Raw genomic sequence first — 24,316 nt, forward strand, 5'->3', positions numbered from 1 at the left:
GCAATCTTCATCAACTTTCGCAGCGGCATAGCAGACCGACCCTTACAGGGTAGGCCAAGCCTGCGCTGCTTGCCCACCGCGTACCCGCGCATCACAACTGCGTCACCAGCGCGATTGCTGGCGCTTTACGGGCGTTGCGGCGCAATTCCCACTGCTTGACGAGCGCATACAGCGCCGGGATCACCGCCAGCGTGAGCACCGTTGACGACACCATGCCGCCCACCATCGGTGCAGCGATGCGGCTCATGACCTCGCTGCCGGTACCGGTGCTCCACATGATGGGCAACAGGCCCGCCATGATCGCCACTACGGTCATCATCTTCGGCCGCACGCGCTCCACCGCGCCATGCATGATCGCCTCGTAGAGATCACCGACGCCTGCTTCGCCGCCTTCGGCCTGCCTGCGCGCACGCACTGCCTTCCACGCCTGATCGAGGTAGATGAGCATGATCACGCCGGTCTCGGCCGCCACCCCCGCGAGCGCGATGAAACCCACCGCCACCGCCACGCTCATCTGGTAGCCCAGCCACCACATCAGCCACACCCCACCGACGAGGGCGAAGGGCACGGACAGCATCACGATCAGGGTCTCCGCCAGGCGACGAAAGTTGAGGTAGAGGAGCACGAAGATCAGCGCCAGGGTGAGCGGGATGACGAGCTTCATCTTCTCCTTGGCGCGCTCCATGTTTTCGAACTGGCCGCTCCAGGTGGCGTAGTAGCCCTGCGGAAACTCGACCTCGGCAGCGACCACTTGCTGCGCACGTTTGACGAAGGCGCCGAGGTCGGCGTCGCGGGTGTCCACGTACACGTAGGCGGCCAGCAGCGCGTTCTCGGTACGGATGGCGGGCGCGCCGCGGGTGAGGCGCACGTCGGCGACCTGACCAAGCGGGATCGGGCCGTTCGTGGTCGGCACGAAGACGTCGGCGGCGAGCTGCTGCGGATCGTCACGCAGGCCGCGCGCATAGCGCACCGACACGCCGTAACGCTCGAGGCCCTCGACGGTGGTGGTCACCGTCTCGCCGCCGAGTGCGGTGGCGATCACGTCCTGCACCGTATCGGTGGTGAGGCCGTAGCGGGCAAGCTGCTCACGGCGCGGCACGATGTCCACGTAGTAGCCACCCGCAACCCGTTCTGCATAGGCACTGCTGACGCCCGGTACCTTGCGCACCGCAGCCTCCACCGACTGCGCCACTTTTTCCAGCGTCTCCAGATCCTTGCCGAAGACCTTGACTCCCACCGGTGTGCGGATGCCGGTTGACAGCATGTCGATGCGCGCCTTGATCGGCATGGTCCACGAGTTGGCCAGGCCGGGAAACTTGAGCGCGGCGTCCATCTCGGCGATGAGTTTGTCGGTGGTCATGTCGGGGCGCCACTGGTCTTGCGGCTTGAGCTTGATGATGGTCTCGAACATCTCCAGCGGCGCCGGGTCGGTAGCGGTGTTGGCGCGGCCCGCCTTGCCGTAGACCAACTCGACCTCGGGGAAGGTCTTGATGATGCGGTTGGTGGTCGCCAGCAGGCGCCCGGCTTCGGTCACCGACATGCCCGGCAAGGCGGCCGGCATGTAGAACAGGGTGCCTTCGTTGAGGGCGGGCATGAATTCCGAGCCGATCTGGCGCGCGGGGATGATGGTGGCGGCCATCGCGAGCACGGCGAGCACGAGGGTGACGAGCTTGAAGCGCAGCACAGCGCGGATGATGGGCCGATACAACCAGATCAGCAGCCGGTTCACCGGGTTCCTGGCCTCGGGCAGGATGCGTCCGCGCACGAAGAACAGCATCAGCACCGGCACCAGGGTGACCGACAACAGCGCGGCGCCGGCCATGGCGAAGGTCTTGGTGAAGGCGAGCGGCGAGAACAGCCGGCCCTCCTGACCCTCGAGCGCGAACACCGGCAGGAAGGAGACGGTGATGATCAGCAAGGAGAAGAACAGCGGCGGCCCGACCTCCTTGCAGGCGGCCACGATCGCGGCGCCGCGCTCCTTCTGCGTGGCCCCTGCGGGCAGGTGCTCGATGTGTTTATGCGCGTTCTCGATCATCACGACTGCCGCATCGACCATCGCTCCGATCGCGATCGCGATTCCGCCCAGACTCATGATGTTCGAGCCCAGGCCCAGGCTGCGCATGGCAATGAAGGCGATCAGGATGCCCAGCGGCAGGGTGATGATCGCCACCAGTGCGCTGCGCACGTGGAGCAGGAAGATCACGCACACGGCGGCGACGATCAGGCTCTCCTCAAACAGGGTCCACTTGAGGTTGGCGATCGCACGCTCGATGAGCTCGGAACGGTCATAGACCGGCACGATGTCCACGCCCGCGGGCAGGCCGGGGGTGATCTCCGCGATCTTGTCCTTGACGCTGGCGATCACGTCTAGCGCGTTCTGGCCAAAGCGCGCCATGACGATGCCCGAGGCGACTTCGCCCTCGCCGTTGAGCTCGGCGATGCCACGCCGCTCGGCAGGCACCAGCTCGACGCGGGCGACGTCGGACACGCGCACCGGTGTGCCACGATCGGCCTTGAGCACGATGTCGCCGATGTCTGCCGCGCTGCGCAGGTAGCCGCGCCCGCGCACCATGTATTCCTTCTCGGCGAGCTCCATCACCCTGCCGCCGACGTCGCGGTTGGAGGCGCGGATGGCCTGCGTCACCTGGTCGAGCGCGATGCCGTAGCCGGCCAGGCGCAGCGGATCGACCGTGACCTGGTACTCGCGCACGAAGCCGCCGATGCTCGCGACCTCGGACACGCCGTGCGCCTTGGTGAGCTGGTAGCGCACGTACCAGTCCTGCAGGCTGCGCGTGTCGGCCAGGCTCATGTCCTTGCCCACCACCGCGTACTGATAGACCCAGCCCACGCCGGTGGCGTCCGGTCCGATCTGTGGCGCCACGCCCTGCGGCAGGCGGCCAGCGGCCGAGCTGAGGTATTCCAGCACGCGCGAGCGCGCCCAGTAGATGTCGGTGCCGTCCTCGAAGATCACGTACACGTAGGACGCGCCGAACATCGAGAAGCCGCGCACCACCTTCGCGCGCGGCACCGCCAGCATCGAGGTGGTGAGTGGATAGGTGACCTGATCTTCGACCACCTGCGGTGCCTGGCCGGGGTAATCGGTGTACACGATGACCTGCACGTCGGACAGGTCGGGCAGGGCATCGAGCGGGGTCATTTTGACTGCATAGAGCCCGCCGCCGATCAGGAACAGCGTCGCCAGCACCACCAGGAAGACGTTGTGCGCCGACCAGTCGATGACGCGATCGAGCACGCCTGCTGACGCAGCGGGCGTGGCGCTGGAGGGGTTCTGCACTGGAGTGGGCATCTCAGTGGCCTCCGCTGTGGGCGGCAGCGGGGACTGCGGCGCCGGCTGTGGCCGCTTCGATGTGGGTGATGATGTACTCGCCCGGCTCTCCCTCCTCGAAGCTGAAACGTACCGCCGTGCCGGGCGCGATGGCCTTCACCCGCTCCAGGTCGGCGATGGCGAAGTCCATGGTCATGGCAGGCCACTTCAATGCGGGGATCTCGCCGTGGGTCAGGGTGAGGCTGCCGGTTTCGGCGTCCACGGCATCGAGCGTGCCTTCTGCCTCGTAGCGCGTGGCGCTGGCGCGATCAGCGCCCCCCGGCGCATCGGCGCCATCGGCCGCCACCAGATTCGACAAGGCCGCCTTGAGCTGGCTTTCCGAATCGATGAGGAAGTTGGCGGACACGACGACGCGCTCGCCCACCGTCAGGCCTTCGAGCACTTCGACGCGGTCGCGACCGCGCTGCCCGAGTTTTACTGGCTGCGCCTTGAAGCGGCCCTCGGGGAGCGCCATGAGCACGATCTGGCGCGCGCCGTCGTCGATGATGGCCGAGCTTGGCACCACCGTTTTTGCGCTCGTGTCACCAACGGCAAGGGTGAGCTGGGCGAACATGCCGGGGCGCAACAGCCCTTGCGCATTGTCGAGCTCGAGTCTGATCGGCGTGCTGCGGGTGGCGGCATCGAGGCTGGGATAGAGAAAGGCGACACGGGCCTCGAAGCTGCGCCCCGGAAAGGCGTCGAGCGTGATCGAGGCGCTCTGGCCGACGTGCACGCGGGCGAGATCCTGTTCGTAGACGTTGGCGATGACCCACACCTTCGACAAATCAGCGATGCGAAACAGCGCCTCACCAGGCATGAAGCGCCCGCCCTGGAGCGCGGGCTTGTCGAGCACGACGCCGCTCACCGGCGCATGGAACACCTGACGCGCCCCGGTCTGGCCGGCCACTTCGAGGTTGCGCAAACGCGTGCGCGTCGCCGCCGCCAGACGGCGGGCGGATGCGCTCGCGAGCGCATCATGCGCCGCACTTTGCTCGGCCAGCCGGTCGGCAATGCGCAGCTCCTCGCCTGCGGCCTGCAGTTCGGGACTGTAGGCGGTGAATAGCGGCTGGCCCTTCTTCACCGGGTCACCGACGGCGTTGACGTGCAGGCGCTCGATCCAGCCCTCGAAGCGCGGTGCGACCACCACCTGGCTGCGCTCGTCGATCTCGATCCGCCCACTTGCACGCACCGTGGCGTCCACCGCGCCCAGCTCGACTTCGGCCGTCTTTACGCCCAGCGTCTGCATGCGCGCCGGGCTGACGACGACCACGCCCGTATCGTCGGCGCGGTCGTCGGCATAGACCGGGACGTAGTCCATGCCCATCGAATCCTTCTTGGGCTCGGGCGAGGTGTCGGGCAGGCCCATCGGGTTGCGGTAGTAGAGGATCTTGCGCTCGGCGGTCGATGGCGATTCGCTCTCGGCGGCTGCCTGAGGCGCGCCAGCCAGTGGCGCCTGGGCTGCGCCCTGTTGCAGTTGTGCGACCCAGTATCCGGCACCCGCCGCGATCGCGAGGCCCACGGCGATCGCCGTCATTCGGGCAGCAGCGCTCATTGTGATTCCCCTGTCAGTTTCTTGATTTCGGTAAGGGCGAGGCGGGTATCGAGCTCGGTCAGCAGTCGCCGGGTGCGGATGTCGATGAGCTGACGGTCGGCCTCGATCACGCTGTCGAAATCGACCGTGCCGCTGGAGAGCGCTGCGCGGCTCGCATCGCGGGTGGCCTGCGCCTGCGGCAGCAAGGTGTGATCGAGCAGGCGCAAGGTCTCGCGCCCCCGGGTGTACATCGACCAGGCGTTACCGAGTTCGCCGGTAGCGCGGGCCCTGGCGTCCTCACGCCGCGCCTCGGCCGCCATCAGCATGTACTCCGCTTCGCGCTCCTTCGCGCGTCGGCTCGATTGCTGCAAGGGGATCATCACTTCGAACATCACGTCCCATGAGGCTTTGCCCTCGTAGGGCCGATTGTTGGTCAGGCCCACGGCAAAATCCGGCAGGCGATCGCGATAGGTGCGCTCACGCTCGGCACGTGCGACCTCGATGCCGTTGGCAGCGGCGATCACCTCGGGATTGGCGCTGCTCGCCGCCTGGAACAGGGCGCTGGCCTCCAGACCATCGGGGAGCGGTTCAGGGTCGAGCGGCAGGGCCAGCGGCGCATCGTGTGCGCGACCGAGCAGCCCGTTCAGGCCCGCGGCCAGACCCTTGCGGCGCTGCTCGATCTCGACCAGTGCCAGGCGTTGGCTGGTGATTTCGCGCTGCATGCGCAGCACCGCCTGCTGCGGCAGCAGGCCAAGCTTGTAACGTGCGAGGCTGATGTCTTCGAGCCCCTGCAGCAGGGCGAGGGCCTCGCGGCCGTGGGCGAGTTCCCGATCGGCCGCGTAATAACGCAGCCACAGCGTCTCGATCCTGGCCGCCAACTCGGCCCACGCGATGTCCTCTATGGCTTCGGCCTGGATCGCCTGCGCCGCAGCGGCCTTCACCGCCAGCTCGCGTTTGCCCCAGCCGGGCAGCGGCTGGGTGATGCGATAACGCGTCTGGCCCACCTGGCCGGGCAGCAAGGACGCCGAGCGATTGTTCATGGTGTTGGTGGCGTCCATCAACTCCACTTCGAAAGTGGGGTCAGGCAAGGCGCCAGCAGGTGTCGTGCGCTCGTGCACAGCGGCGGCTTCGGCGCGGGCGGCGGCGAAGCCGGGATTGCTTTGGCGGGCAAACTCGATCAAGGACAGGGCGCTGGCACCGAGCGCGGGCGCGGCGGCCGGGTCCTGGCCGAAAGCGCTCGCGCTACCAAGGGTGATGGCGAAGAGCAGGGCGAACGCCGAGCGGCGAGCGAGGTGATTGGCAAGAGGGGACAGACGCGGTTTCATGGCGAACAGGGCCGGCAAGTTTGGGTGGTGGGGTGGTGGGGTGGTGGGGTGGTGGGGTGGTGGGGTGGGGGGAGAGGTGGGGTGAGTCGTGGTGTGGAGCGCGACGGCGTGAGCGCGGGGGACAAGCGAAAGGCTCGCGGCTCGCGCCGCTCCTACATGAGACTGAAGCCGCGCCAGGACCCTGTAGGAGCGACGCAAGTCGCGAGCTTTTATCCAAGCACGTCGCTGAAGCCGCACCGGGCCCCTGTAGGAGCGGCGCGAGCCGCGAGCTTTTTCCCAGCACATCGCTGAAGCCCCGCCGGAACCCTGTAGGAGCGGCGCGAGCCGCGAGCTTTTTCCCAGCACATCGCTGAAGCCGCGCCGGGCCCCTGTAGGAGCGGCGCGAGCCGCGAGCTTTTTCCCAGCACATCGCTGAAGCCGCGCCGGGCCCCTGTAGGAGCGGCGCGAGCCGCGAGCTTTTCCCCAGCACATCGCTGAAGCCGCGCCGGGCCCCTGTAGGAGCGGCGCGAGCCGCGAGCTTTTCCCCAAGTACGCCACCTCCTCCAAATCACGGCACCGCCTCTAGCGCAGGGGCCGTCATCGCACCGCCATCGCTTTCGGCGGCAGCACGAAGGCGTGATCACGGCCGGACAAGACGAAAGGCTCGCGGCTCGCGCCGCTCCTACATGGGAGTGAAGCCGCTTCGGGCTCCGGCGCCAGCCGCGAGCCATTTTCCAAGTGCGTCGTTGAAGCCACGTTGGAGCCCCGTAGGAGCGACGCAAGTCGCGAGCTTTTTCCCAGCACGTCGCTGAAGCCGCAGCGACCCCCCGTAGGAGCGGCGCAAGCCGCGAGCTTTTTCCCAGCACGTCGCTGAAGCCGCAGCGACCCCCCGGTAGGAGCGAAGCAAGTCGCGAGCTTTTATCCAAGCACGTCGCTGAAGCCACGTCGGGCCCCTGTAGGAGCGGCGCGAGCCGCGAGCTTTTTCCCAAGCACGCCCCAAATCACGGCACCGCCTCAAGCGCCGTCACCGTCAGCGCGCCACCGACGCTTTCCGCTGCAAAGCGGATCTTGTCGCCAACCTTGACCTGGTCGAGCATGGCCGCATCGGCAGCGCGGAACACCATGGTCATCGCCGGCATGCCGAGGGTCACCAACGGTCCGTGCGCAATGGTGAGCTTGCCCGCCGACTTGTCGATTTTCTTGACCGTGCCCTCGGCGAGTTTGGCCTCAGCCTCGGCCGGGGCGCTCGCACTGCCGTGGTGTGCACCATGATCGGCCTGCGCAAACGCTGCAGGGGCGATCGCGCCAAGCATCGTCAGCAATGCAGAGGTGACAAGGATTTTCTTCATGCTGGGTTTCTCCAGGGGTCAGGGCTAAGAGCAAATGGCGAAAAGTCGCCTGATTATGGAAAACGCTCACCAACAGGACGCTGACGGGCGGATTACATTTCTGTAATTTCGCGTGCTGTGCGCACCCACAGAGGAAAATTGAATGCAGCGCGAAGCGTGCAGGCGTAAAGCTACGAAGCGGGCGCGTACCGCGCTCGGTTTGGCGCATGCGTGACGTCTGAGCTGCGCTGCTTCGTCGTCTGAAAACGACATCGGCGCCCAACTTCCCCCACAATCAGCATTCCCACCCAAGCGTGAACACTGTCATGTCATCGCCGCACCCTGGCTTGCCCATCGACGCGCTCAACAGCGCGTGCTTCTGCCTCAGCCTCGACCCCGACGCGCTGGCGCGCGCACTCGACTCCGAACTTGGACAACCGGGCCTTGCGCAAATGGTTCGACAGCGCTGTCCGTTTCTCTTTGCGGCACGACCGGTGTTCGTGGCGAGGTCGCAGTTGCAGCGCATGGCGCAGGTGATGCAGGCCGTTGAATCGGTGGTGGCCTTACCGGCGTATCGGGAGCAGGTGCTGGCTGGTGCGCCGGCGATCGCCCGCATGAGAGCAGCTGGGCCGCTGGGGGTCTTCTTCGGCTACGACTTTCACCTAAGTCAAGGTCGCCTGGGGCTGATCGAGATCAATACCAACGCCGGCGGGGCGATGCTCAACGCGGTGCTGGCGCGGGCACAGCGAGCGTGCTGCGCGGAGGTGGGTGAGATGGCGCCCACGCTGGCCGACGTGGCTGCGTTCGAGCAAGGCATCGTCGACATGTTTCGCCATGAATGGCGTGTGTCCGGTCTGGCCGGTCCGAACGCCTTGGCGCGGCCGCTGGCGAGCATCGCCATCGTCGATGATGCGCCTGAAGGGCAGTACCTCTACCCCGAGTTCCTGCTTTTCCAGCAGCTGTTCGAGCGCCATGGCCTGCGCGCGGTGATCGCCGATCCCGCCGCGCTGGAATGGCGCGACGGCGTGCTGTGGCACGGCGAGCTGGCCATCGATCTGGTGTACAACCGGCTCACCGATTTCTATCTCGAGCAGGCCAGCAGCGCCGCGTTGCGCGAAGCTTATCTGCAGCACGCGATCGTGCTGACGCCGCACCCGCAGGCCCATGCGCTGTATGCCGACAAGCGCCACCTGGTGCTGTTCAGCGATGCCGCGCGACTGCAGGCACTGGGCGTGCCGCCTGCCACGCAGCAGGTCCTGCTCGAGCATGTGCCGCGCACCGAAGTAGTCGCTGCCGCCGCTGCACAGCGCCTGTGGGACGCGCGCCGCGGTCTGTTCTTCAAGCCCGTGGCCGGCTTTGGCAGCCGTGCGACCTACCGCGGCGACAAGCTGACAAAGCGGGTGTGGCAGGACATCCTGGCCGGTGACTACGTCGCGCAGGCCATTGCCGCGCCGGGGGAGAGACGGGTGGGCGGCGCCGACAATGAGCCGGCTACCAAGCCCATGAAGTTCGACCTTCGCGCCTACACCTACGACGGCGCGGTGCAGTGGGTGGCCGCCCGGCTGTATCAGGGGCAGACCACCAACTTCCGCACGCCCGGCGGTGGCTTTGCGCCGCTGTGTTCAGCGCTGTCGATGCATTGGGCGGGTAGTGCCCAGGCCTGCGTGTGCGGCGACGAGGACGCCGCTCCCGAGCGCGCCGATGGGTCTGGCGCAGCGGAACGGGACCCAATGCGGCCATTGCCATTGGGCGAGGCCAAAGTGCTCGAATGCGTCGGATGCGGGAGCACGTATGCCCCTTTCTTCCCTATAATTTAAGTTTCTAGGTTGGGTGGGGGTGGGGGCCCCGGCCCAGCATGAAAATGACGAGATTGGGGGGGGACTCAGTTCCTGAGTCGTCGAAGACGAGATGAAGACGGGTGACTATCTGCGCCAAGGCCTATCATGGAGGCCGGCCATGTGGTTGACCTGGCGGGCCGGGCGGCCGTGGGCTTCACCTGGCACTGGATGGCCTCGATGGGCTTCACCTGGCACTGGATGCGCACCACCTGATCGTCCGCTCGACGTCATGTTGCCGTCCCTGGACGGCTGGGACGTGCTGCAGAAGCTGCGGCACGGCGGGCGCGAGACGCCGGTGCTGTTTCTGACCGCGCGTGATGAGGTGGCGGATCGGGTGCGGGGTCTCGAACTGGGAGCGGACGACTACCTCGTCAAACCTTTTGCCTTCGCGGAGTTCCTCGCACGCGTGCGCACATTGCTGCGCCGCGGGCGTATCAGTGAGCCCGAGACCCTGCGCTCGGCCAACCTGGAGCTGGATCTGCTGCGGCGACGGGTAATCCGTGATGGTCAGCGCATCGATCTGACCGCCAAGGAATTTGCGTTGCTTGAATTGCTGCTGCGCCGCCAGGGCGAAGTGCTGCCGCGCTCCCTCATCGCTTCGCAGGTATGGGACATGAACTTCGACAGCGACACCAACGTCATTGAGGTGGCGGTGCGCAGGCTGCGGGCGAAGGTGGACGACGCCTTCGAGCCCAAGCTGATCCGCACGGTGCGCGGCATGGGCTATGTGCTCGAGTCGATGGAGCCGGTCTGAGCATGCGCCGATCGCTGTCGCAACCGGTGTCGCTGACCGCGCGCCTGGCGATCCTTTTCGCCACGCTGAGCGCAGGCTTGCTCGTGATCGCGGGGATCTTCTTCGGGCGCATGCTCGATACACACTTCCAGGAGCTGGATGTGCATGAGCTGCAGGGCAAGCTCACGCTCATCCGCACTGCCTTGCAAGGCGACAGCCTCCCCAGCGCAAGCTCGGGGCGGATGGCCGCACTGGAAAATTCCTTCGTCGGACACGACAACGTCGGCGTCCTGTTGCGTGCGCTCGATGGTCGCGTGCTTGGAGTCATCCATCCCGAGCATTTCACCCCCGAGCAGCTCAGGTCCGAACAATTGGGCGCAAGCCATCCTCCCCAAGCCGTCACAAACTGGGAGGTCGATGGACGCCCGCATCGGGGGCTGGAGGTTCGAATCAAGCTGCCACAGCACCCGACAGACTCGGACACGGCAGACGCTCTGGACGCGCTCGTCGCCCTTGACCTATCACATCACACGCACTTCCTAGCCTCGGTTCGCAACGCGACCTGGGCGGGCGTGGCCATTGCGGCCTTCATTGCCGCTCTGGTCGGCTGGTTTGCGGCGCACCGGGGGCTTGCGCCCTTGCGCCGGGTGACCGCAACCGCAAGCGCGCTTTCGGCGCAGCAATTGGGACAGCGACTCAACGAGAACGATGCGCCGCGCGAGGTGCGCGAGCACGTCGAAGCCTTCAACGGCATGCTCGAGCGGCTGGAGGCGGCCTTTCAGCGTCTGGCCGACTATTCGGCCGACATTGCCCACGAACTGCGCACACCGATCTCGAACCTGATGACTCAGACTCAGGTTGCGCTATCCAGGCCGCGCTCGAACGATGAATATCAGGACATCCTGGCTTCAAATATTGAGGAGTACGAGCGCATCGCACGCATGGTGAGCGACATGCTCTTCCTTGCCAAGGCGGAGCACAACACGCTGGCGCAAGACAGCGCACCGATCGACCTTGCGCGCGAGGCGGACGCACTTATCGATTTCTACGAAGCGCTGGCCGAGGAGCACCGCATCCGCATCGTGCGGAGCGGCACGGCGGTGGTGGCTGGCGACCGGTTGATGCTGCGGCGTGCGCTGTCGAATCTGCTGTCGAACGCGCTGCGCCATACGCCCGACGGCGGACAGATCACGATCGCCATCGACATCGCAGCGGACGGCGCTGCGGTTGGGCTCAGCGTAGTCAACGTGGGTGATCCCATCGCGCCCGATCAGCTCGAGCGCATCTTCGACCGCTTCCACCGCGGCAGCAGTCTGCGCGAGCGCCATGGCGAAGGCGCCGGGCTGGGGCTGGCCATCACGCGTTTGATCGCGCAGGCGCACGGCGGCGAGGTGCTGGCGCGCTCAAAACGCGGGGACGACCACGTTCACGATCAGCTTGCCGCTTCGACCAGCACCTTCCGGGGCTTGAGACAGCGACGGAGACTTAAGCACGAATCTCCACCACGGCGGTCGATGCAAAAAGGTCGGCGACCTTAAGAAATCCGATCAACGCCCCGCCTTCGCCACCGCTTCGTCCACCAGGCGTGCAAGTTGCTCCGGACCAAAGCTGGGCAGGCTGCTGCCGTTGACGAAGAAGGTGGGTGTCTGTCTGACCTGGAGCGCGGTCAGGTCTTCCACATCCTGTGCCAGCACCGCTTGAATCTCGGGGGTTTCCATGTCCTGCCTGGCGCGCGCCAGATCGAGGCCGGCGTCCTGGGCGATCTTGAAGGCAACATCGAGATTGGGCGCCACATGGTCGGCCCACTCCGGCTGCGCAGCCAGCAGCGCTTCCAGTACCGGGGTGTAGAGGCCTTGCTTGCGCGCGGCTTCGAGCAATTTGATCACCTGGTCCGAGCCTTGATGGAAGGGCGCATAGCGCAGCGCGAGGCGCACCTGGCCGGGGTGCTGGGCCATGATCTGCTTGACGATGGGGTAGAAGGCGCGGCAGGTCTCACAGGCGGGGTCGAAGAACTCCACGATCGTGACCGGCGCGCTCTGGGGTCCGATGATCGGGCTATGCATGCGCACCAGGCGGCTCTTTTCCACAACAACGCGGGCGTCCTGCTCGGCTTGAGTTTGATCGCGATAGGCGTTCATGCCGAAGTAGAAGGCCAGGCCGAGGACGACCAGCACGGCGAGTGCCCCTATTTTTCTTGCGTTCATGTACGAGTCCTTTTCAGATAGAGCGTGAGGGTAAGGGTGATTGCCACGAAGGCGGCGAGCGAAAGCCAGGGCAGCTGGATGTCGTCGAAGATGACCAGGGCTTGCTGGCTGCACGAAGGCCCGCTGCCGCAAGGGATCCACCACTGCGGCACCCAGCCGGCGACCAGGGCGGTGTGATAGCCCGCCAGGGTGACACCACCGACGGCGAAGGGCAGGGCGTAGAGCGCACCACTGCGGTCTTCGGCAAACACGGCGATGCCCAGGATGATGGGCAGCGGAAACATGAAGATCCGTTGATACCAGCACAGCACACAGGGTGTCATGCCCATCACCTCACCGAGGAACAGGGCGCCCAGGGTGGATACCAGCGCGACCGCCCAGGCGGCCATCAGCCACCACCAGTGCGTTTGTTTGTTATGCATTGAACGATCTCGATTGCCACAAGCGGATATGCAAGAAACCGCAGGCTTGCGGTACATGGCGACGGATTCTAACCGGGGCAGGGCGGTCATTTGGCTTTGCTCGTTTCCGCACCGTGTCGGCACATGCGTGCCATGACAGGATGTGCTTGTAGACTCGGCTCGTTTCCGCAAGGCCTTGTCCAAGGTCTCACTGGCGCTCCAACGATGAAAAACACCTCGGTCATCCACGCACTACTCGCCGCCGCCCTGTTTGGCGCGAGCACGCCGTTCGCCAAGCTGCTGCTAGGCGAGGTGTCGCCGTGGCTGCTCGCGGGTCTGCTTTACCTCGGCAGCGGCTTTGGGTTGGTGCTTGCCCGCTTGCTGCGGGATCGGGGCTGGAAGCCGTCGGGCCTGACGACGGGGGAATGGCCCTGGCTGCTGGGCGCAATTTTCTTTGGCGGCGTCCTCGGCCCGCTCGCGCTCATGTTCGGCCTTATGCACACGAGCGCTTCGACTGCCTCGCTGCTGCTCAATCTCGAGGCGGTGCTGACCGCCGTCATCGCCTGGGTCGTGTTCAAGGAGAACGCGGACCGCCGCATCGTGCTCGGGATGCTCGCCATCGTGGCCGGTGGCGTAATGCTGGCGTGGCCGGACGGGCAGGGTGGGGCGACGGATTGGCTGGGGCCGCTGGCGATCGTTGGCGCCTGCCTGTGCTGGGCGATCGACAACAACCTTACAAGACGCGTTTCGGCCTCGGATGCGCTCTTCATCGCCGGCACCAAGGGCGCGATGGCGGGGGTCGTCAATGCGGGGCTCGCGCTCGCACTTGGCGCCAGCCTGCCGGCCGCCTTGGTCCTGGTCGGGACCCTGAGCGTTGGACTGCTGGGCTACGGCATCAGCCTCGTCTTTTTCGTACTGGCCTTGCGCGGACTCGGCACCGCGCGCACCGGCGCCTATTTCTCGATCGCACCCTTCATCGGCACGGCGGTCTCGCTGGCATTGCTGGGCGAATCGACCTCGGTCGCGTTCTGGCTCGCGGCCGCGCTGATGGGCTGGGGGGTGTGGCTGCATCTCACCGAGCACCACGAGCACGAACACATTCATGAGCCGATGGAACACAGCCACCGCCATGTTCACGACGCGCATCATCGCCACCAACACGATTTCGACTGGAACGGCGACGAAGCCCACGAGCACTGGCACCGGCACGAAGCGCTGGTGCACAAGCATCCGCACTTCCCGGACACCCACCACCGCCACAAGCACTGAATCGCAAAACACATCGACAGCAGCGCTTGCAGTGGTCAATCCTCGATCGCACCCAGTGGCCTCACTGGCCTTGCTGGGCGGCTCGCGGCCGCGTGCGCAGGGCCTGCACAGGGCCTATTTGGCAGGAACACCTGCCAGTCGCTCGGCTTGCGTGACCACGGTGCGCACGATGTCGCTCAGCTCGGCGGGTCCATCACCCACGTAGGTGACGCATTTCTCGTAGCTGCCGGCTGAGAAACAGACGCGGGTGCTGCCCACATCACTCATTTTCAGCGCCTGCGTCACCACCATGCCGTCGTCGCGCAGAAAGATCGAATAGGTTACGCCCGGGTCATCCTGCAAGCCGAAGAAATGGATGCGATACAAGGCATTCATGAGCACCAGCAGATCCTTGGATGGGTAGGCAAACGATGATGTCTGCTGATCACGCTCCAGTGTGCCGGTTCCGTTTCCATTCAGCGTGATCTGTGGCATTGCCAAGCCTCGGGCGCCCTGGATGTGGACTCGCACAGCCACGTCTTCGATCGGATACGACTTCGGCGGCCCGTCAAGGCTCACGCTACTCTGATTCGCCATCGCGCCGGCTCCCGACAAAAGACCCACCAGACACATGATCAGAACGCATGGTCTGTACAGGGCCCCAAAGTTGATGCGGCGCGTGGACCACAAAACGGGGCCCCGTTTCCGGGACCCCGCTGACACGGTCAGATGGCTCATGCCTTCTTGTTGCGACGGCGGATCAAGGAGGTACCCGCCAGACTGGCCAGCAGCAAGGCCAGCGTGCCGGGTTCGGGGACGTTGTTGGTCGGCGGGATGTTCCGGGTGTAACCCAGATCTGTCAGCATGCCGACTTCAATGGGCGAGTAGCTCCGCGTATCGTAAGAGCCGTCGGCGCCGTTGTGGCGCATCATCGACCCGAGGTTTTGCGGGCTGCCCGTGAATTGCGGGTTGTTGGTGTTGAGGTGACTACCGCTGCTGCCTTCCGCCCAGGGATTCGGCGAGTACAGCTCGATCAGGTTGCCGCCGTTGGCAAGCACGGCATTGCCGCCATTGAAGCAGAGGCCATTGGGTGAGCCATCACCCACACTGGCAGCATCCCATACGGCCTGATTGATACGTGATGAAGAATCGATCACGTTCGCGCCGCCGCATTGAACCAGAAAACTGTCGAACTTGTTCCACGTACCAGCATCTACTGCAGGGTCCTCACTTCCATACCCATAAACGTCCCGGCCGGCCTGGGAAATCGTGCTCGTGAATCCAATCGCATGCGTTAACTCGTGGAACAGCGTCGAGTAGAAGTTCTCAGACGTTGGTCGCGGGTTCGGTGTTGTAGTCGAGTTCCCAGAGGTTGGCAAAGTTTGACATCCACTTGACCGTCGGCGGCAGCGCCGTTGAGGTCGGTGACGCCACCGGACTGCAGCTTCTGCTGGACCACTTCGCCGAGCGTGAATCCGGTACTACCTTGCCACGTGAGTTGCGAGCCCGCGGATGCCAGGGTGGTGCTACTCGGGTTGTCCGACGACGTCACCGCCATCACGATCGTTGCCGAGTCGCTGAAGTAGGTACCAAACAGCTCCGAGAACTTGGTGCCGGCCAGCGTCAAGGCGTTTTGGCGGGCGGTGCCTTGCGTCGCGTCCAGGAACCCCACGCCCGCAGCGTTGCCACTGTAGTCGAAGCTGAACATCAAGCTGGCCTGGGCGGAGGAGCCGAGTGCCAGACCTGCGGTCAGGAATGCGCCGGTCACTGCAAGGCGTACAGGGCTGACGCGCTTGGATTTCTTATTTTGGGGATACATCGACTAAATCTCCGTGGGGGGCTTGTTGAGCGGCAGGCAATTAATCATCAATTTGCCACCGATCAACATTAAGCACGAAACGTGCCGAAATTCACGGTCAAGGAATGGCATTTCGTCTAGTGCGGAAAATAGATTCTAATAATCAGTACGTTAAATGCGTTTTGCATTTTCCACAGCGTTTGAACGCAAGCCGAACTGCCGCCTGCAAAGGACTGAGAAACGCCAATGTGTAAAAATTTTCGACACTTTTGAGCGCCGCGCTGAACACACAGCGGCAAGTGGATCGAGTGGGGGCGGAGCTGACGTAAGGCGGACAAACTGGAGCCGATCGAAAGCATTTCGTCTAAGGTGGATGAACAGCTTGCTGCGAACCTGAGCTTGACGGGTGAAATCAGCGGGGGGCTACAACAACATCGAGCTGCTTGCGGATTGGTTTAATCCGGGCTGGAGGGCGCTGTCCGCGAAGCCTTGAACCACGACCCAGCGCCCCTGTGCCGTCGCCTGGGCAACAACATGGAGGCTACATGAGCGCCACTCGCTGGCCCGTCGCAGGGCTTCTCTTAGCGGTTTGCGTATCTGGTCAGGCCGCCGATCCGGCCACTGTCTATAGTAGTGGGGGCGCCAATCCTGCCGCGATGGCGTGTGTCACCTGCCATGGTGCCGACGGTGAGGGAATGGCCGCGGCCGGGTTTCCGCGCCTCGCTGGTCTGTCCGCCGACTACTTGAAAAAACAGCTGGCCGATTTCGCTTCCGGTGAGCGCGCCAATCCGATCATGCAGCCTCTTGCAGCGGCCTTGAGCACCGAGGAAGCCAACGCCGTCATTACGATGCTCGCCAACAAGCCCAGACCGCAAGTCGAACGGATCAGCCGCGCTGCTGCCGCCCAGGAGACTGGCGCCGTGCTTGCATTGCGTGGCGCGTGGGAGCGCAACATTCCTGAGTGCGTGGCCTGCCACGGGCCCAGCGGGGTGGGTGTCGGCAAAGCTTTTCCGCCACTTGTGGGGCAGTCCGCCCAGTACCTGTCTTCGCAGTTGATCGCCTGGCAGCAGGGCATGCGCAAGAATGATCCGAACGACCTGATGGGGCACATCGCCCGCAGCCTCACTGAGGGCGAGATCACTGCCGTCTCGGCGTACTTCGCGAACTTGACCGAATCAGGAGCAGGACGATGAAAGCTCGCACAAGCGCCCTGTTGCTGATCGCATTTGCCATGACTGCTAACGCCGAAGAGATCGCGATGGACGATCAGTCGGAAATCCTCAGCGCAGCGGGTGACCCAACTCGCGACGGGTATTTTCAGCCGCCCAAGGAAAGGGACCTCCCGGACAACGCGTTTGGAAAGCTGGTACAGGAGGGCCGCGCCATCTTCGTTCACACAAAAAAGCACGCGCCCGAATATGTAGGCAACGGCCTCGTGTGCACCAACTGTCACCTTGAACAGGGCCGAAAAGCCAATTCCGCCCCGCTGTGGGCGGCTTACCCCATGTATCCGGCGTACCGGAAGAAGAACGACAAGGTGAACAGCTACGCCGAACGGCTGCAAGGATGTTTTCAGTTCAGCATGAACGGCAAGGCACCGGAAGCGAACGGTCGCGTGATCGCAGCCCTGTCGGCCTATTCCTATTGGCTCGCAAGCGGCGCGCCCACCGGGCAGGAGTTGCCCGGCCGTGCCTACCCGAAAGTGCCGCAACCCGAAGGCGGATTTGACCTCGCAAAGGGAGAGCATATCTACGCTGCACAGTGCGCGGTGTGCCATGGAGACAGCGGGGAAGGGCAGAAATCTGGCGAGGACTACGTGTTCCCGCCGCTATGGGGGGCAGATTCGTTCAATTGGGGTGCAGGCATGCACCGCATCAATACCGCTGCGGCGTTCATCAAGGAGAACATGCCCTTGGGCAAAGGCCGCAGTTTGTCGGATGAGGACGCCTGGCATGTGGCGGCATTCATGAACAGCCACGAACGACCCCCAGGACCCGCGCTTGATCGATGGCTCGGATAGAAAAAACTCGCGACAAGTACCACGCCAAGGACGGGGTGAATCTATACGGTGAAATCGTTAACGGGCAGATGCTGGGCAAGGGTGTCGAGCATAAATGACGCTATCCGTGTTCAGCGTGAGTTCATGTTGCCGGACTAGATTGAGCTCACGTTCCGAGTCGGGACGTGCTCAATGAGCCCCCAGGAGAGCCACCATGAACCGCATTCTCATCCTCGTCGCCGCTTCAGTCTTTTCATCCGCGGTCCTCGCCGGGCCAAGTTGCGACGTGCCCAAGGAAAAATGGATGAAGGAGGCCGACTTCAAGGCAAAAGTCGAGGCTGAAGGCTACAAGATCAAGACCTTCAAGGTCACCAAGGACAATTGCTACGAGATCTACGGCGTCGACAAGGACGGCAAGAAAGTGGAGATCTACTTCAACCCCGAAACCGGCGCTGAACTCGAGCGCAAATCCTGATCTACCAATGGACGGCGGCTGAGCGTTTGACGCCGCCGCCTGCCTCTGAGGCGACCCTTTCCATGCTCTCGGCTAAACCCGATCTTCCCGTGCGCGTATGGGACCCTTTCGTGCGGATATTCCACTGGGGCTTGGTGAGCTGCGTCGTGCTCAACTATTTTCTCGTCGATGATGGCGAGGGGCTTCACCAGTGGACCGGCTACATCGCCTGCGGCCTGATTGTGTCCCGCGTGGTGTGGGGCTTCGTAGGCGGCCAGTACGCGCGCTTTGAAAACTTCTTTCCAACGCCGGCGCGGCTTCGTGCTCATGTGGCGGCCGTTCGCGATCACAAGCGTGAATTCCAACCCGGTCACAACGCGCTCGGAGCGGTGATGATGCTCGCGCTGATGGCGCTGGTGCTTGCGCTCGGTGTCAGCGGCTTTCTCCAGACTACGGATACGTTCTGGGGCGAGGAGTGGCTGCAGGATATTCACGCCTTCCTCGGTACAGCGTTGATCAGCCTGGCCGGCGTCCATGTTGTGGCAGCAATCGTCATGGGTCACCTCGAGGGCGTCAATCTGATCGGCGCGATGATCACGGGCGTGAAACGGCGACAGGGCAAGGCGCCGGGCGCTCATTGAAGGAGCGAGGAGCGAGTGAACCCGATAAGTCCCGGATCGCCAGACGCTGTTGGCGGCGATATTTAAGTTTACATAACACAAATTCTCGTGTTTTCAGGCGAACGAATCGGTGGCGCCAATGCCTCGATCTTCCTTCAAACCTGTGTGTCTTCCTGCGCCCTTGGCGCCGGTCTATGTATAATTCGCCCCGCTTCAAGGCCATCACGGATGCGGGGGTGGCGGAATTGGTAGACGCACTGGATTTAGGTTCCAGCGCCGCAAGGCGTGAGAGTTCGAGTCTCTTCCCCCGCACCACTGATGAATCAGGGATTTATGCCAGGCTCCCCCTGGCACGCTCCTGACTCTTTACACCGGCATCACGCGGCCTCAAGTAAAGATGCATTGACCCGCACCAGAACGTCATCGAATGGCACGAACACATGGTCGCCTTCATCTTTCTCGACCAGGCCATGCTCAATCAGCTTTTGGACGTCGGCGTGCACATTGGAATAGTTGCGACCCATCGCCTTGGCTACCGCATAGATCGAAGTGCCGCCACTGGCTTTGATGGCCCGCAACGTGTCCAGCCGACGTGGTGGCAGTTCAGTCAGCAGTTGCGTTGCAGTGGCGAAATTCAGGTGATAGTCCGCGGCCAGGACCACCTCACGGGCATCAAGCTTGCGTCCAAGCTCATCAAGCTCTCGCTCGGTTTCAGCCCAATCAGTAATGCCGATGATTGCAAGCTTCGTCATGATCAGCCTCCTGTCTGCTTTCCAACCTGAACTACCGCAAGCCCATCACGCGCAACCGCGCCCATACGTGTCCTCGAAGCGCACGATGTCGTCCTCGCCGAGATAGCTCCCCGACTGCACCTCGATGATTTCCAGTGGCACCTTGCCAGGGTTTGCCAGGCGGTGTGTGTGTCCGAGCGGGATGTAGGTCGATTCGTTTTCACCGAGCAGGAAGCTGCGCTCACCGTTAGTGACTTCGGCCGTGCCCTTGACCACGATCCAGTGTTCGGCGCGGTGATGGTGCATCTGCAGGCTGAGCTTGGCGCCTGGGTTGACGACGATGCGCTTGACCTGGAAGCGCTCGCCCTCATCGATCGAGTCGTACCAGCCCCAGGGGCGATACACCTTGCGGTGGCTTTGGGTCAGGCTGCGGCCTTCGGCCTTGAGGCGCGCGACCACCTTCTTCACGTCCTGAGTGTGGTCCTTGTGCGCGACCATGACCGCATCGGGGGTCTCGACCACGATCATGTCTTCACAACCGATGGCGGCCACCAGGCGGCTGGCCGAATGCACCAGCGTGTTGCGGCAGCCCTCGAACATGACTTCGCCGCGCGCGGCGTTGCCGTCGGAGTCCTTGTCCGACACCGCCCACAGCGCATCCCAGGCGCCGACGTCGGACCAGCCCGCTGCCATCGGCACCACTACGCCCTGCCCCAGTTCGGGTGCGTCGCTCAGGCGCTCCATCACGGCGTAGTCGATCGAGTCACTCGGGCAGCGCTCGAACGCGCCCTGCTCCAGGCGGATGAAATCGGCGTCGGGCGTGCAACCGGCGTACGCCACCGTGCACGCGCTGGCCATGTCCGGGTTGAAGCGCTCGATGGCACGCAGCCACACCGAGGCCTTCATCATAAAGATGCCGCTGTTCCAGAAATACTCACCGCTTTCAAGGTAGCGCTGCGCCGTGTCTCGATCGGGTTTTTCGACGAACTCGGCCAGCGCGCGACCCTGGCTGCCTTCAGCCAGGATCGCTCCGCCACGGATATAGCCGTAGCCGGTTTCGGCACGATCGGGAACGATGCCGAAGGTGACCAGAGCGCCGCCTGCGGCAAGCTCACCGCCTTCGGCAATGGCGCGTTGAAAGGCACCAAGATCGGCAATGACGTGGTCGGCCGGCATCACCAATAGCACCGGGTCGCCCTCCCCGTGCGCAGCCAGTGCCGCCAGCGTCAGCGCTGGCGCGGTGTTGCGGCCGCAGGGTTCGAGCACGATCTGTGGCGAACTCACACCGATCTGGCGCAATTGTTCGGCAATGATGAAGCGGTACTCTTCGTTGGTGACGATGAGCGGGCGCGGATCAACCTCGGCGCCCACGAAATTGTCCAGTCGAACCGCGGTTTCCTGCAGCAGCGAACGCTCGCCGGTGAGCGGCAGCAGCTGCTTGGGGTAGCTCTCGCGCGAAGCCGGCCACAGCCGGGTTCCCGAGCCGCCGGAGAGAATGACGCTTTTGATGATCATGTTGCGCTTGTCCTGGGAGGTTCTTGAAATTCTTGAGCGGGCCCCAGGGCTTCAGAGCCTTGGAGCCTTGGCGCTTCAGGGCCTCAGCCGATCTCGGCCAGCATGCGTACCACGCCGTCGCGCCAGTCGGCCAGATGCAAACCAAAGCGGCTGCGCAGGCGCTGGGTGTCGAGACGGGAGTTGAGCGGCCGCGTGGCCGGTGTCGGATAGTTGGCGGTCGGGATCGGACTGACTTTCTGCACTGCTAGCGTGGTGCCGGCGCGCCGAGCATGGTCGATGACGAAGCTGGCATAAGCGTGCCAGCTGGTCTGGCCGGCTGCCGCGAGGTGATAGGTGCCGCACAGACTGCGATCCTTCAGCGTGCTGCGAATGGCGTGGGCGCTGACGTCGGCGATCAGCTCGGCGCCGGTCGGGGCGCCAATCTGATCATCGATGACGCTGAGCTGCTCGCGCTCGGCGGCCAGACGCAGCATGGTGCGGGCAAAGTTGCCGCCGCGTGCCGCATACACCCACGAGGTGCGAAAAATCAGATGGTCGCAGTGGCTGTCCCGAATCGCCTGCTCGCCGGCAAGTTTGGTGGCGCCGTAGACAGACAGCGGCGCAGGCGTGTCGTCCTCACGCCAGGGCTGCTCGCCACTGCCATCAAAAACGTAGTCGGTGGAGTAATGCACCAGCAGCGCGCCCAGTTCGAACGCCTGCTGGGCCAGCACGGCGACCGCGTCGGCATTGATGACTTGGGCGCGCTCGGCCTCGTGTTCGGCCTTGTCCACTGCGGTGTAAGCCGCGGCGTTAACGATGACATCGGGCGCGAGGCGGCGCACGGTGTCGGCGAGCGCGTCGACTTGCTCGAGGTCACCGCACAGGCCGTCGCTGCCGTGACGGTCGAGCGCCACCAATTCACCCAGTGGCGCCAGGGCGCGCTGCGCCTCCCAGCCCACCTGGCCATTCTTGCCCAGCAGCAGGATTTTCATGCGCCCTGCCCCCGCGTGCTGTAGTTGGTCGCCACCCAGGCGCGATAGGCGCCACTCTGCACATCCGCGATCCACTGCGGATGGTCGAGATACCACTGCACCGTCTTGCGAATGCCGGTATCGAAGGTCTCTGCCGGGCGCCAGCCCAACTCGCGCTCGATCTTGCGTGCGTCGATGGCGTAGCGACGGTCATGACCCGGCCTATCGGTGACATAAGTGATGAGCTGTGAATAGCTGCCCTCGGTCCGGGGGTGCATTTCGTCGAGCAAGGCGCACAGCGCATGCACGATCTCGATATTGGTCTTTTCGTTCCAGCCGCCGATGTTGTAGGTTTCGCCCGGCGTGCCGCGTGCCAGCACTTCGCGGATGGCGCTGCAGTGGTCGCTGACGTACAGCCAATCGCGCACGTTCTGGCCGTCGCCATAGATCGGCAAGGGCTTGCCGGCCAGGGCGTTGACGATCATCAGCGGGATGAGTTTTTCCGGGAACTGCCAGGGCCCGTAGTTGTTCGAGCAGTTGGTGGTCAGCACCGGCAGGCCGTAGGTGTGGTGCCAGGCACGCACCAGATGGTCGCTGGCAGCCTTGCTGGCGGAATACGGGCTGTTGGGCTCGTAGGTCTTGGTCTCGGCGAAGGCCGGATCGCTTGGGCTGAGCGAGCCATAAACCTCGTCCGTGCTGATGTGCAGGAAGCGGAAATCCGCCTGCCCAGCGGCGTCGAGCGTGGCGCGATAGCCGCGCGCTGCTTCGAGCAGGCTGAAGGTGCCGTCAATATTGGTGCGCACAAAATCGCCCGGACCATGGATGGAGCGGTTGACATGGCTCTCGGCAGCGAAATGCACGATGGCGCGCGGCTTGTGCTCGGCCAGCAGCCGGTCCACCAGCCCACGATCGCAGATATCACCTTGCACGAACACATGGCGCGCGTCGTCACGCAGGCTGGACAGGGTCTCGAGATTGCCGGCGTAGGTCAGCAGATCGAGGTTAAGAATGGGCTCGTCGCTGTTGGCGAGCCAGTCAAGGACGAAATTGGCACCAATAAAGCCCGCACCGCCGGTCACTAGAATCAAGGTCTTTCTCCGCCTCAGTCGAATGCGGCGGATTATCGCATCCCGGGCAGCGGCACTACATGTTCAGGCGCTCTGCATAGCCGGTCATTTCAAGATAACCCTGACCGATTTCACGCTCGCCACCGTCTGCCTGCACCTCAAACAGGCGCACCGCACCCTCCCAGTACACCGCACCGGTCGAACTGCGGCTATCTAGCTCCTGGTCATCGAGCAGCGGGCGTAGCTGCAAAATACGGCCATCGGCCAGGTGCAGGCGCCATTCCACCGGATAGCGCACGCCGGTGCGCGGCGAGGTCCAGTGACGCAAGGGCTCGAAGCGCACTTCGTCGGCAGCAAACTTGCGCGCCTGCCCGGCCTTGTCGCCCAGCGTGCCAGCCGCCCACATTGCCCGCCCCTCGGTATCGCGCATCTGGAACAGCATCAGCGAGCCGCCGTCATGCAGGTTGATGCCCATCCAGTCCCAGCCGCTCGCATTGGCGGGCAGGATCTCGCTCGACCACTCGTGGTCCAGCCAGGCGTGGCCGCTGACCGCGAAGGGTTCGCCGTCCAGGCGCAGCGTGCCTGTGGTGCGCAGCTGCGGCCGGCTGTAGTAGTAGCTGGCATTGATCGGATCGGGCGCTTTCTGGCTGAAACCTTCGCGACCATTGAGCAGGGGTGAGCGCCCGGGATCGAAGACGAGGTCGAAGGCGAAGTCTTGCGCATCGATATGAGTCCGATACGGCCCCAGCTCACTGCCCCGCCCATCTTCATCAGCGACCAGCGACCAGCCGCCGACCCCCACCTGGGTCGTGCCTATGAGGGCTTCGGCCAGCCCGGGATAGGCCCGTGCCGCGCGTTCGGCGTGGCGCAGCTGGCCAGTCGCCGGGTCGGCCACTGCGGCGTGTGCAAGAATGAGCTGGCTGGGGGCGAAGCGGCTGGGGTTGTCGTCGCCGATCAGCGTGCGCACGCGAAAGAAGGTGAGCTGAAAGCCGCGCTCCACGCCCGCAGCGTCCTGCAGCCAGCCGGTGATGTACCACCATTCGGTGCGGTAGTCGGGGTGGGCGCCCAGATCGTGCGGAAAACTCAGCGCCTTGCCGGCCAGCACCGGTGGATACGACGCTTGCGCCGGGATGACATCGGTCGCCTGCAGCGGCGCCGGGGCCAGCACGGCCAGCACCGCAGCCCACAGCAGGCCGGCGCAGCACCGTCCGATCACGGCGCAGGCGTTGCGGGGCCCACGCCGCTGAGCTTCATTTATCGACTGTGTCAT

At 64.3% G+C, this 24,316-nt stretch carries 21 protein-coding genes, 1 tRNA gene and 1 pseudogene; 9 read left to right on the top strand and 14 right to left on the bottom strand.

All coding sequences use genetic code 11. From position 1 onward, the window contains the following. Positions 1 to 91: 91 nt before the first annotated feature. The 4 genes from VDQ28_RS00740 to VDQ28_RS00755 form a co-directional block, all read right to left on the bottom strand. The gene (locus VDQ28_RS00740; protein ID WP_323034240.1) at positions 92 to 3,253 is read right to left on the bottom strand and encodes an efflux RND transporter permease subunit; all 3,162 of its coding nucleotides are present in this window, start codon (positions 3,251 to 3,253) and stop codon (positions 92 to 94) included. Between the two features lie 55 nt (positions 3,254 to 3,308). Next, positions 3,309 to 4,877 (bottom strand): efflux RND transporter periplasmic adaptor subunit, encoded by a 1,569-nt coding sequence (locus VDQ28_RS00745; RefSeq protein ID WP_323034200.1) that lies wholly within the window; start codon positions 4,875 to 4,877, stop codon positions 3,309 to 3,311. After that, complete coding sequence (locus VDQ28_RS00750; RefSeq protein ID WP_323034201.1) at positions 4,874 to 6,181, bottom strand: TolC family protein; 1,308 nt, start codon at positions 6,179 to 6,181, stop codon at positions 4,874 to 4,876. The genes VDQ28_RS00745 and VDQ28_RS00750 overlap by 4 nt, the downstream gene beginning before the upstream one ends. A 980-nt stretch (positions 6,182 to 7,161) precedes the next feature. Then, complete coding sequence (locus VDQ28_RS00755; protein WP_323034202.1) at positions 7,162 to 7,509, bottom strand: copper-binding protein; 348 nt, start codon at positions 7,507 to 7,509, stop codon at positions 7,162 to 7,164. 326 nt (positions 7,510 to 7,835) lie between these two features. Here VDQ28_RS00755 and VDQ28_RS00760 point away from each other — a divergent pair, with 326 nt between their 5' ends. The 3 genes and pseudogenes from VDQ28_RS00760 to VDQ28_RS00770 all read left to right on the top strand — a co-directional run bounded on the left by VDQ28_RS00760 (position 7,836) and on the right by VDQ28_RS00770 (position 11,597). After that, positions 7,836 to 9,305 (top strand): hypothetical protein, encoded by a 1,470-nt coding sequence (locus VDQ28_RS00760; protein WP_323034203.1) that lies wholly within the window; start codon positions 7,836 to 7,838, stop codon positions 9,303 to 9,305. A 91-nt stretch (positions 9,306 to 9,396) separates the two neighbouring features. Continuing rightward, positions 9,397 to 10,080 (top strand): annotated as a pseudogene (locus tag VDQ28_RS00765) (heavy metal response regulator transcription factor). A 2-nt stretch (positions 10,081 to 10,082) separates the two neighbouring features. Then, positions 10,083 to 11,597 carry a heavy metal sensor histidine kinase gene (locus tag VDQ28_RS00770; RefSeq protein WP_323034205.1) on the top strand — a complete coding sequence of 505 codons (1,515 nt, stop codon included), beginning with the start codon at positions 10,083 to 10,085 and terminating at the stop codon, positions 11,595 to 11,597. Positions 11,598 to 11,606: 9 nt separating this feature from the next. On the opposite strand, the gene VDQ28_RS00775 is transcribed toward VDQ28_RS00770, so the two are convergent. Beyond that, complete coding sequence (locus VDQ28_RS00775; RefSeq protein ID WP_323034206.1) at positions 11,607 to 12,263, bottom strand: DsbA family protein; 657 nt, start codon at positions 12,261 to 12,263, stop codon at positions 11,607 to 11,609. Continuing rightward, the gene (locus VDQ28_RS00780; RefSeq protein ID WP_323034207.1) at positions 12,260 to 12,775 is read right to left on the bottom strand and encodes a disulfide bond formation protein B; all 516 of its coding nucleotides are present in this window, start codon (positions 12,773 to 12,775) and stop codon (positions 12,260 to 12,262) included. The genes VDQ28_RS00775 and VDQ28_RS00780 overlap by 4 nt, the downstream gene beginning before the upstream one ends. 114 nt (positions 12,776 to 12,889) lie before the next feature. Between VDQ28_RS00780 and VDQ28_RS00785 the strand changes: the two genes are divergently transcribed. After that, complete coding sequence (locus tag VDQ28_RS00785; RefSeq protein ID WP_323034208.1) at positions 12,890 to 13,933, top strand: DMT family transporter; 1,044 nt, start codon at positions 12,890 to 12,892, stop codon at positions 13,931 to 13,933. Positions 13,934 to 14,047: 114 nt separating this feature from the next. Here VDQ28_RS00785 and VDQ28_RS00790 read toward each other — a convergent pair whose 3' ends face one another. From VDQ28_RS00790 to VDQ28_RS00800, 3 genes are all read right to left on the bottom strand, one after another. Continuing rightward, on the bottom strand, positions 14,048 to 14,509 hold the full coding sequence (locus VDQ28_RS00790) for a hypothetical protein (RefSeq protein WP_323034209.1): 462 nt from the start codon (positions 14,507 to 14,509) through the stop codon (positions 14,048 to 14,050). A 137-nt stretch (positions 14,510 to 14,646) separates the two neighbouring features. After that, positions 14,647 to 15,069, bottom strand: a complete 423-nt coding sequence (locus VDQ28_RS00795) for a PEP-CTERM sorting domain-containing protein (RefSeq protein WP_323034210.1) — start codon at positions 15,067 to 15,069, stop codon at positions 14,647 to 14,649. A 137-nt stretch (positions 15,070 to 15,206) separates the two neighbouring features. Continuing rightward, positions 15,207 to 15,731 carry a hypothetical protein gene (locus VDQ28_RS00800; RefSeq protein ID WP_323034211.1) on the bottom strand — a complete coding sequence of 175 codons (525 nt, stop codon included), beginning with the start codon at positions 15,729 to 15,731 and terminating at the stop codon, positions 15,207 to 15,209. A gap of 524 nt (positions 15,732 to 16,255) precedes the next feature. On the opposite strand from VDQ28_RS00800, the gene VDQ28_RS00805 reads away from it, so the two are divergent. From VDQ28_RS00805 to VDQ28_RS00825, 5 genes are all read left to right on the top strand, one after another. Next, complete coding sequence (locus tag VDQ28_RS00805; RefSeq protein WP_323034212.1) at positions 16,256 to 16,903, top strand: c-type cytochrome; 648 nt, start codon at positions 16,256 to 16,258, stop codon at positions 16,901 to 16,903. Then, the gene (locus VDQ28_RS00810; protein ID WP_323034213.1) at positions 16,900 to 17,730 is read left to right on the top strand and encodes a c-type cytochrome; all 831 of its coding nucleotides are present in this window, start codon (positions 16,900 to 16,902) and stop codon (positions 17,728 to 17,730) included. The genes VDQ28_RS00805 and VDQ28_RS00810 overlap by 4 nt, the downstream gene beginning before the upstream one ends. 193 nt (positions 17,731 to 17,923) lie before the next feature. After that, positions 17,924 to 18,184, top strand: coding sequence for a PepSY domain-containing protein (locus VDQ28_RS00815; RefSeq protein WP_323034214.1), 261 nt, complete (start codon positions 17,924 to 17,926; stop codon positions 18,182 to 18,184). A gap of 62 nt (positions 18,185 to 18,246) precedes the next feature. After that, positions 18,247 to 18,804 carry a cytochrome b/b6 domain-containing protein gene (locus VDQ28_RS00820; RefSeq protein WP_323034215.1) on the top strand — a complete coding sequence of 186 codons (558 nt, stop codon included), beginning with the start codon at positions 18,247 to 18,249 and terminating at the stop codon, positions 18,802 to 18,804. Between the two features lie 209 nt (positions 18,805 to 19,013). Further along, positions 19,014 to 19,098 (top strand) — tRNA-Leu (locus VDQ28_RS00825). 62 nt (positions 19,099 to 19,160) lie between these two features. On the opposite strand, the gene VDQ28_RS00830 is transcribed toward VDQ28_RS00825, so the two are convergent. The 5 genes from VDQ28_RS00830 to VDQ28_RS00850 form a co-directional block, all read right to left on the bottom strand. After that, complete coding sequence (locus VDQ28_RS00830) at positions 19,161 to 19,535, bottom strand: MarR family transcriptional regulator (RefSeq protein ID WP_323034216.1); 375 nt, start codon at positions 19,533 to 19,535, stop codon at positions 19,161 to 19,163. Positions 19,536 to 19,580: 45 nt separating this feature from the next. Next, the gene (locus tag VDQ28_RS00835) at positions 19,581 to 21,029 is read right to left on the bottom strand and encodes a mannose-1-phosphate guanylyltransferase/mannose-6-phosphate isomerase (protein WP_323034217.1); all 1,449 of its coding nucleotides are present in this window, start codon (positions 21,027 to 21,029) and stop codon (positions 19,581 to 19,583) included. An 83-nt stretch (positions 21,030 to 21,112) separates the two neighbouring features. Continuing rightward, positions 21,113 to 22,000 carry a dTDP-4-dehydrorhamnose reductase gene (gene rfbD / locus VDQ28_RS00840; RefSeq protein ID WP_323034218.1) on the bottom strand — a complete coding sequence of 296 codons (888 nt, stop codon included), beginning with the start codon at positions 21,998 to 22,000 and terminating at the stop codon, positions 21,113 to 21,115. Further along, a complete protein-coding gene (gene rfbB, locus VDQ28_RS00845; protein WP_323034219.1) occupies positions 21,997 to 23,067 on the bottom strand; it encodes a dTDP-glucose 4,6-dehydratase in 1,071 nt (356 codons plus the stop codon). The genes rfbD and rfbB overlap by 4 nt, the downstream gene beginning before the upstream one ends. Positions 23,068 to 23,122: 55 nt before the next feature. Beyond that, positions 23,123 to 24,316, bottom strand: coding sequence for a carotenoid 1,2-hydratase (locus VDQ28_RS00850; RefSeq protein ID WP_323034220.1), 1,194 nt, complete (start codon positions 24,314 to 24,316; stop codon positions 23,123 to 23,125).

This window comes from Pararhodobacter sp. (genome assembly GCF_034676545.1).
Classification (GTDB): Bacteria; Pseudomonadota; Alphaproteobacteria; order Rhodobacterales; family Rhodobacteraceae; genus Pararhodobacter.

Excerpts from the sequence above, each read along its gene's own strand:
- VDQ28_RS00745 (WP_323034200.1), bottom strand. The coding sequence starts at position 4,877 with ATGAGCGCTGCTGCCCGAATGACGGCGATCGCCGTGGGCCTCGCGATC.
- VDQ28_RS00750 (WP_323034201.1), bottom strand. The coding sequence starts at position 6,181 with ATGAAACCGCGTCTGTCCCCTCTTGCCAATCACCTCGCTCGCCGCTCG.
- VDQ28_RS00755 (WP_323034202.1), bottom strand. The coding sequence starts at position 7,509 with ATGAAGAAAATCCTTGTCACCTCTGCATTGCTGACGATGCTTGGCGCG.
- VDQ28_RS00770 (WP_323034205.1), top strand. The coding sequence starts at position 10,083 with ATGCGCCGATCGCTGTCGCAACCGGTGTCGCTGACCGCGCGCCTGGCG.
- VDQ28_RS00775 (WP_323034206.1), bottom strand. The coding sequence starts at position 12,263 with ATGAACGCAAGAAAAATAGGGGCACTCGCCGTGCTGGTCGTCCTCGGC.
- VDQ28_RS00780 (WP_323034207.1), bottom strand. The coding sequence starts at position 12,775 with ATGACCGCCCTGCCCCGGTTAGAATCCGTCGCCATGTACCGCAAGCCT.
- VDQ28_RS00785 (WP_323034208.1), top strand. The coding sequence starts at position 12,890 with ATGAAAAACACCTCGGTCATCCACGCACTACTCGCCGCCGCCCTGTTT.
- VDQ28_RS00790 (WP_323034209.1), bottom strand. The coding sequence starts at position 14,509 with ATGGCGAATCAGAGTAGCGTGAGCCTTGACGGGCCGCCGAAGTCGTAT.
- VDQ28_RS00800 (WP_323034211.1), bottom strand. The coding sequence starts at position 15,731 with ATGTATCCCCAAAATAAGAAATCCAAGCGCGTCAGCCCTGTACGCCTT.
- VDQ28_RS00805 (WP_323034212.1), top strand. The coding sequence starts at position 16,256 with ATGAGCGCCACTCGCTGGCCCGTCGCAGGGCTTCTCTTAGCGGTTTGC.
- VDQ28_RS00810 (WP_323034213.1), top strand. The coding sequence starts at position 16,900 with ATGAAAGCTCGCACAAGCGCCCTGTTGCTGATCGCATTTGCCATGACT.
- VDQ28_RS00815 (WP_323034214.1), top strand. The coding sequence starts at position 17,924 with ATGAACCGCATTCTCATCCTCGTCGCCGCTTCAGTCTTTTCATCCGCG.
- VDQ28_RS00820 (WP_323034215.1), top strand. The coding sequence starts at position 18,247 with ATGCTCTCGGCTAAACCCGATCTTCCCGTGCGCGTATGGGACCCTTTC.
- VDQ28_RS00830 (WP_323034216.1), bottom strand. The coding sequence starts at position 19,535 with ATGACGAAGCTTGCAATCATCGGCATTACTGATTGGGCTGAAACCGAG.
- VDQ28_RS00835 (WP_323034217.1), bottom strand. The coding sequence starts at position 21,029 with ATGATCATCAAAAGCGTCATTCTCTCCGGCGGCTCGGGAACCCGGCTG.
- rfbD (WP_323034218.1), bottom strand. The coding sequence starts at position 22,000 with ATGAAAATCCTGCTGCTGGGCAAGAATGGCCAGGTGGGCTGGGAGGCG.
- VDQ28_RS00850 (WP_323034220.1), bottom strand. The coding sequence starts at position 24,316 with ATGACACAGTCGATAAATGAAGCTCAGCGGCGTGGGCCCCGCAACGCC.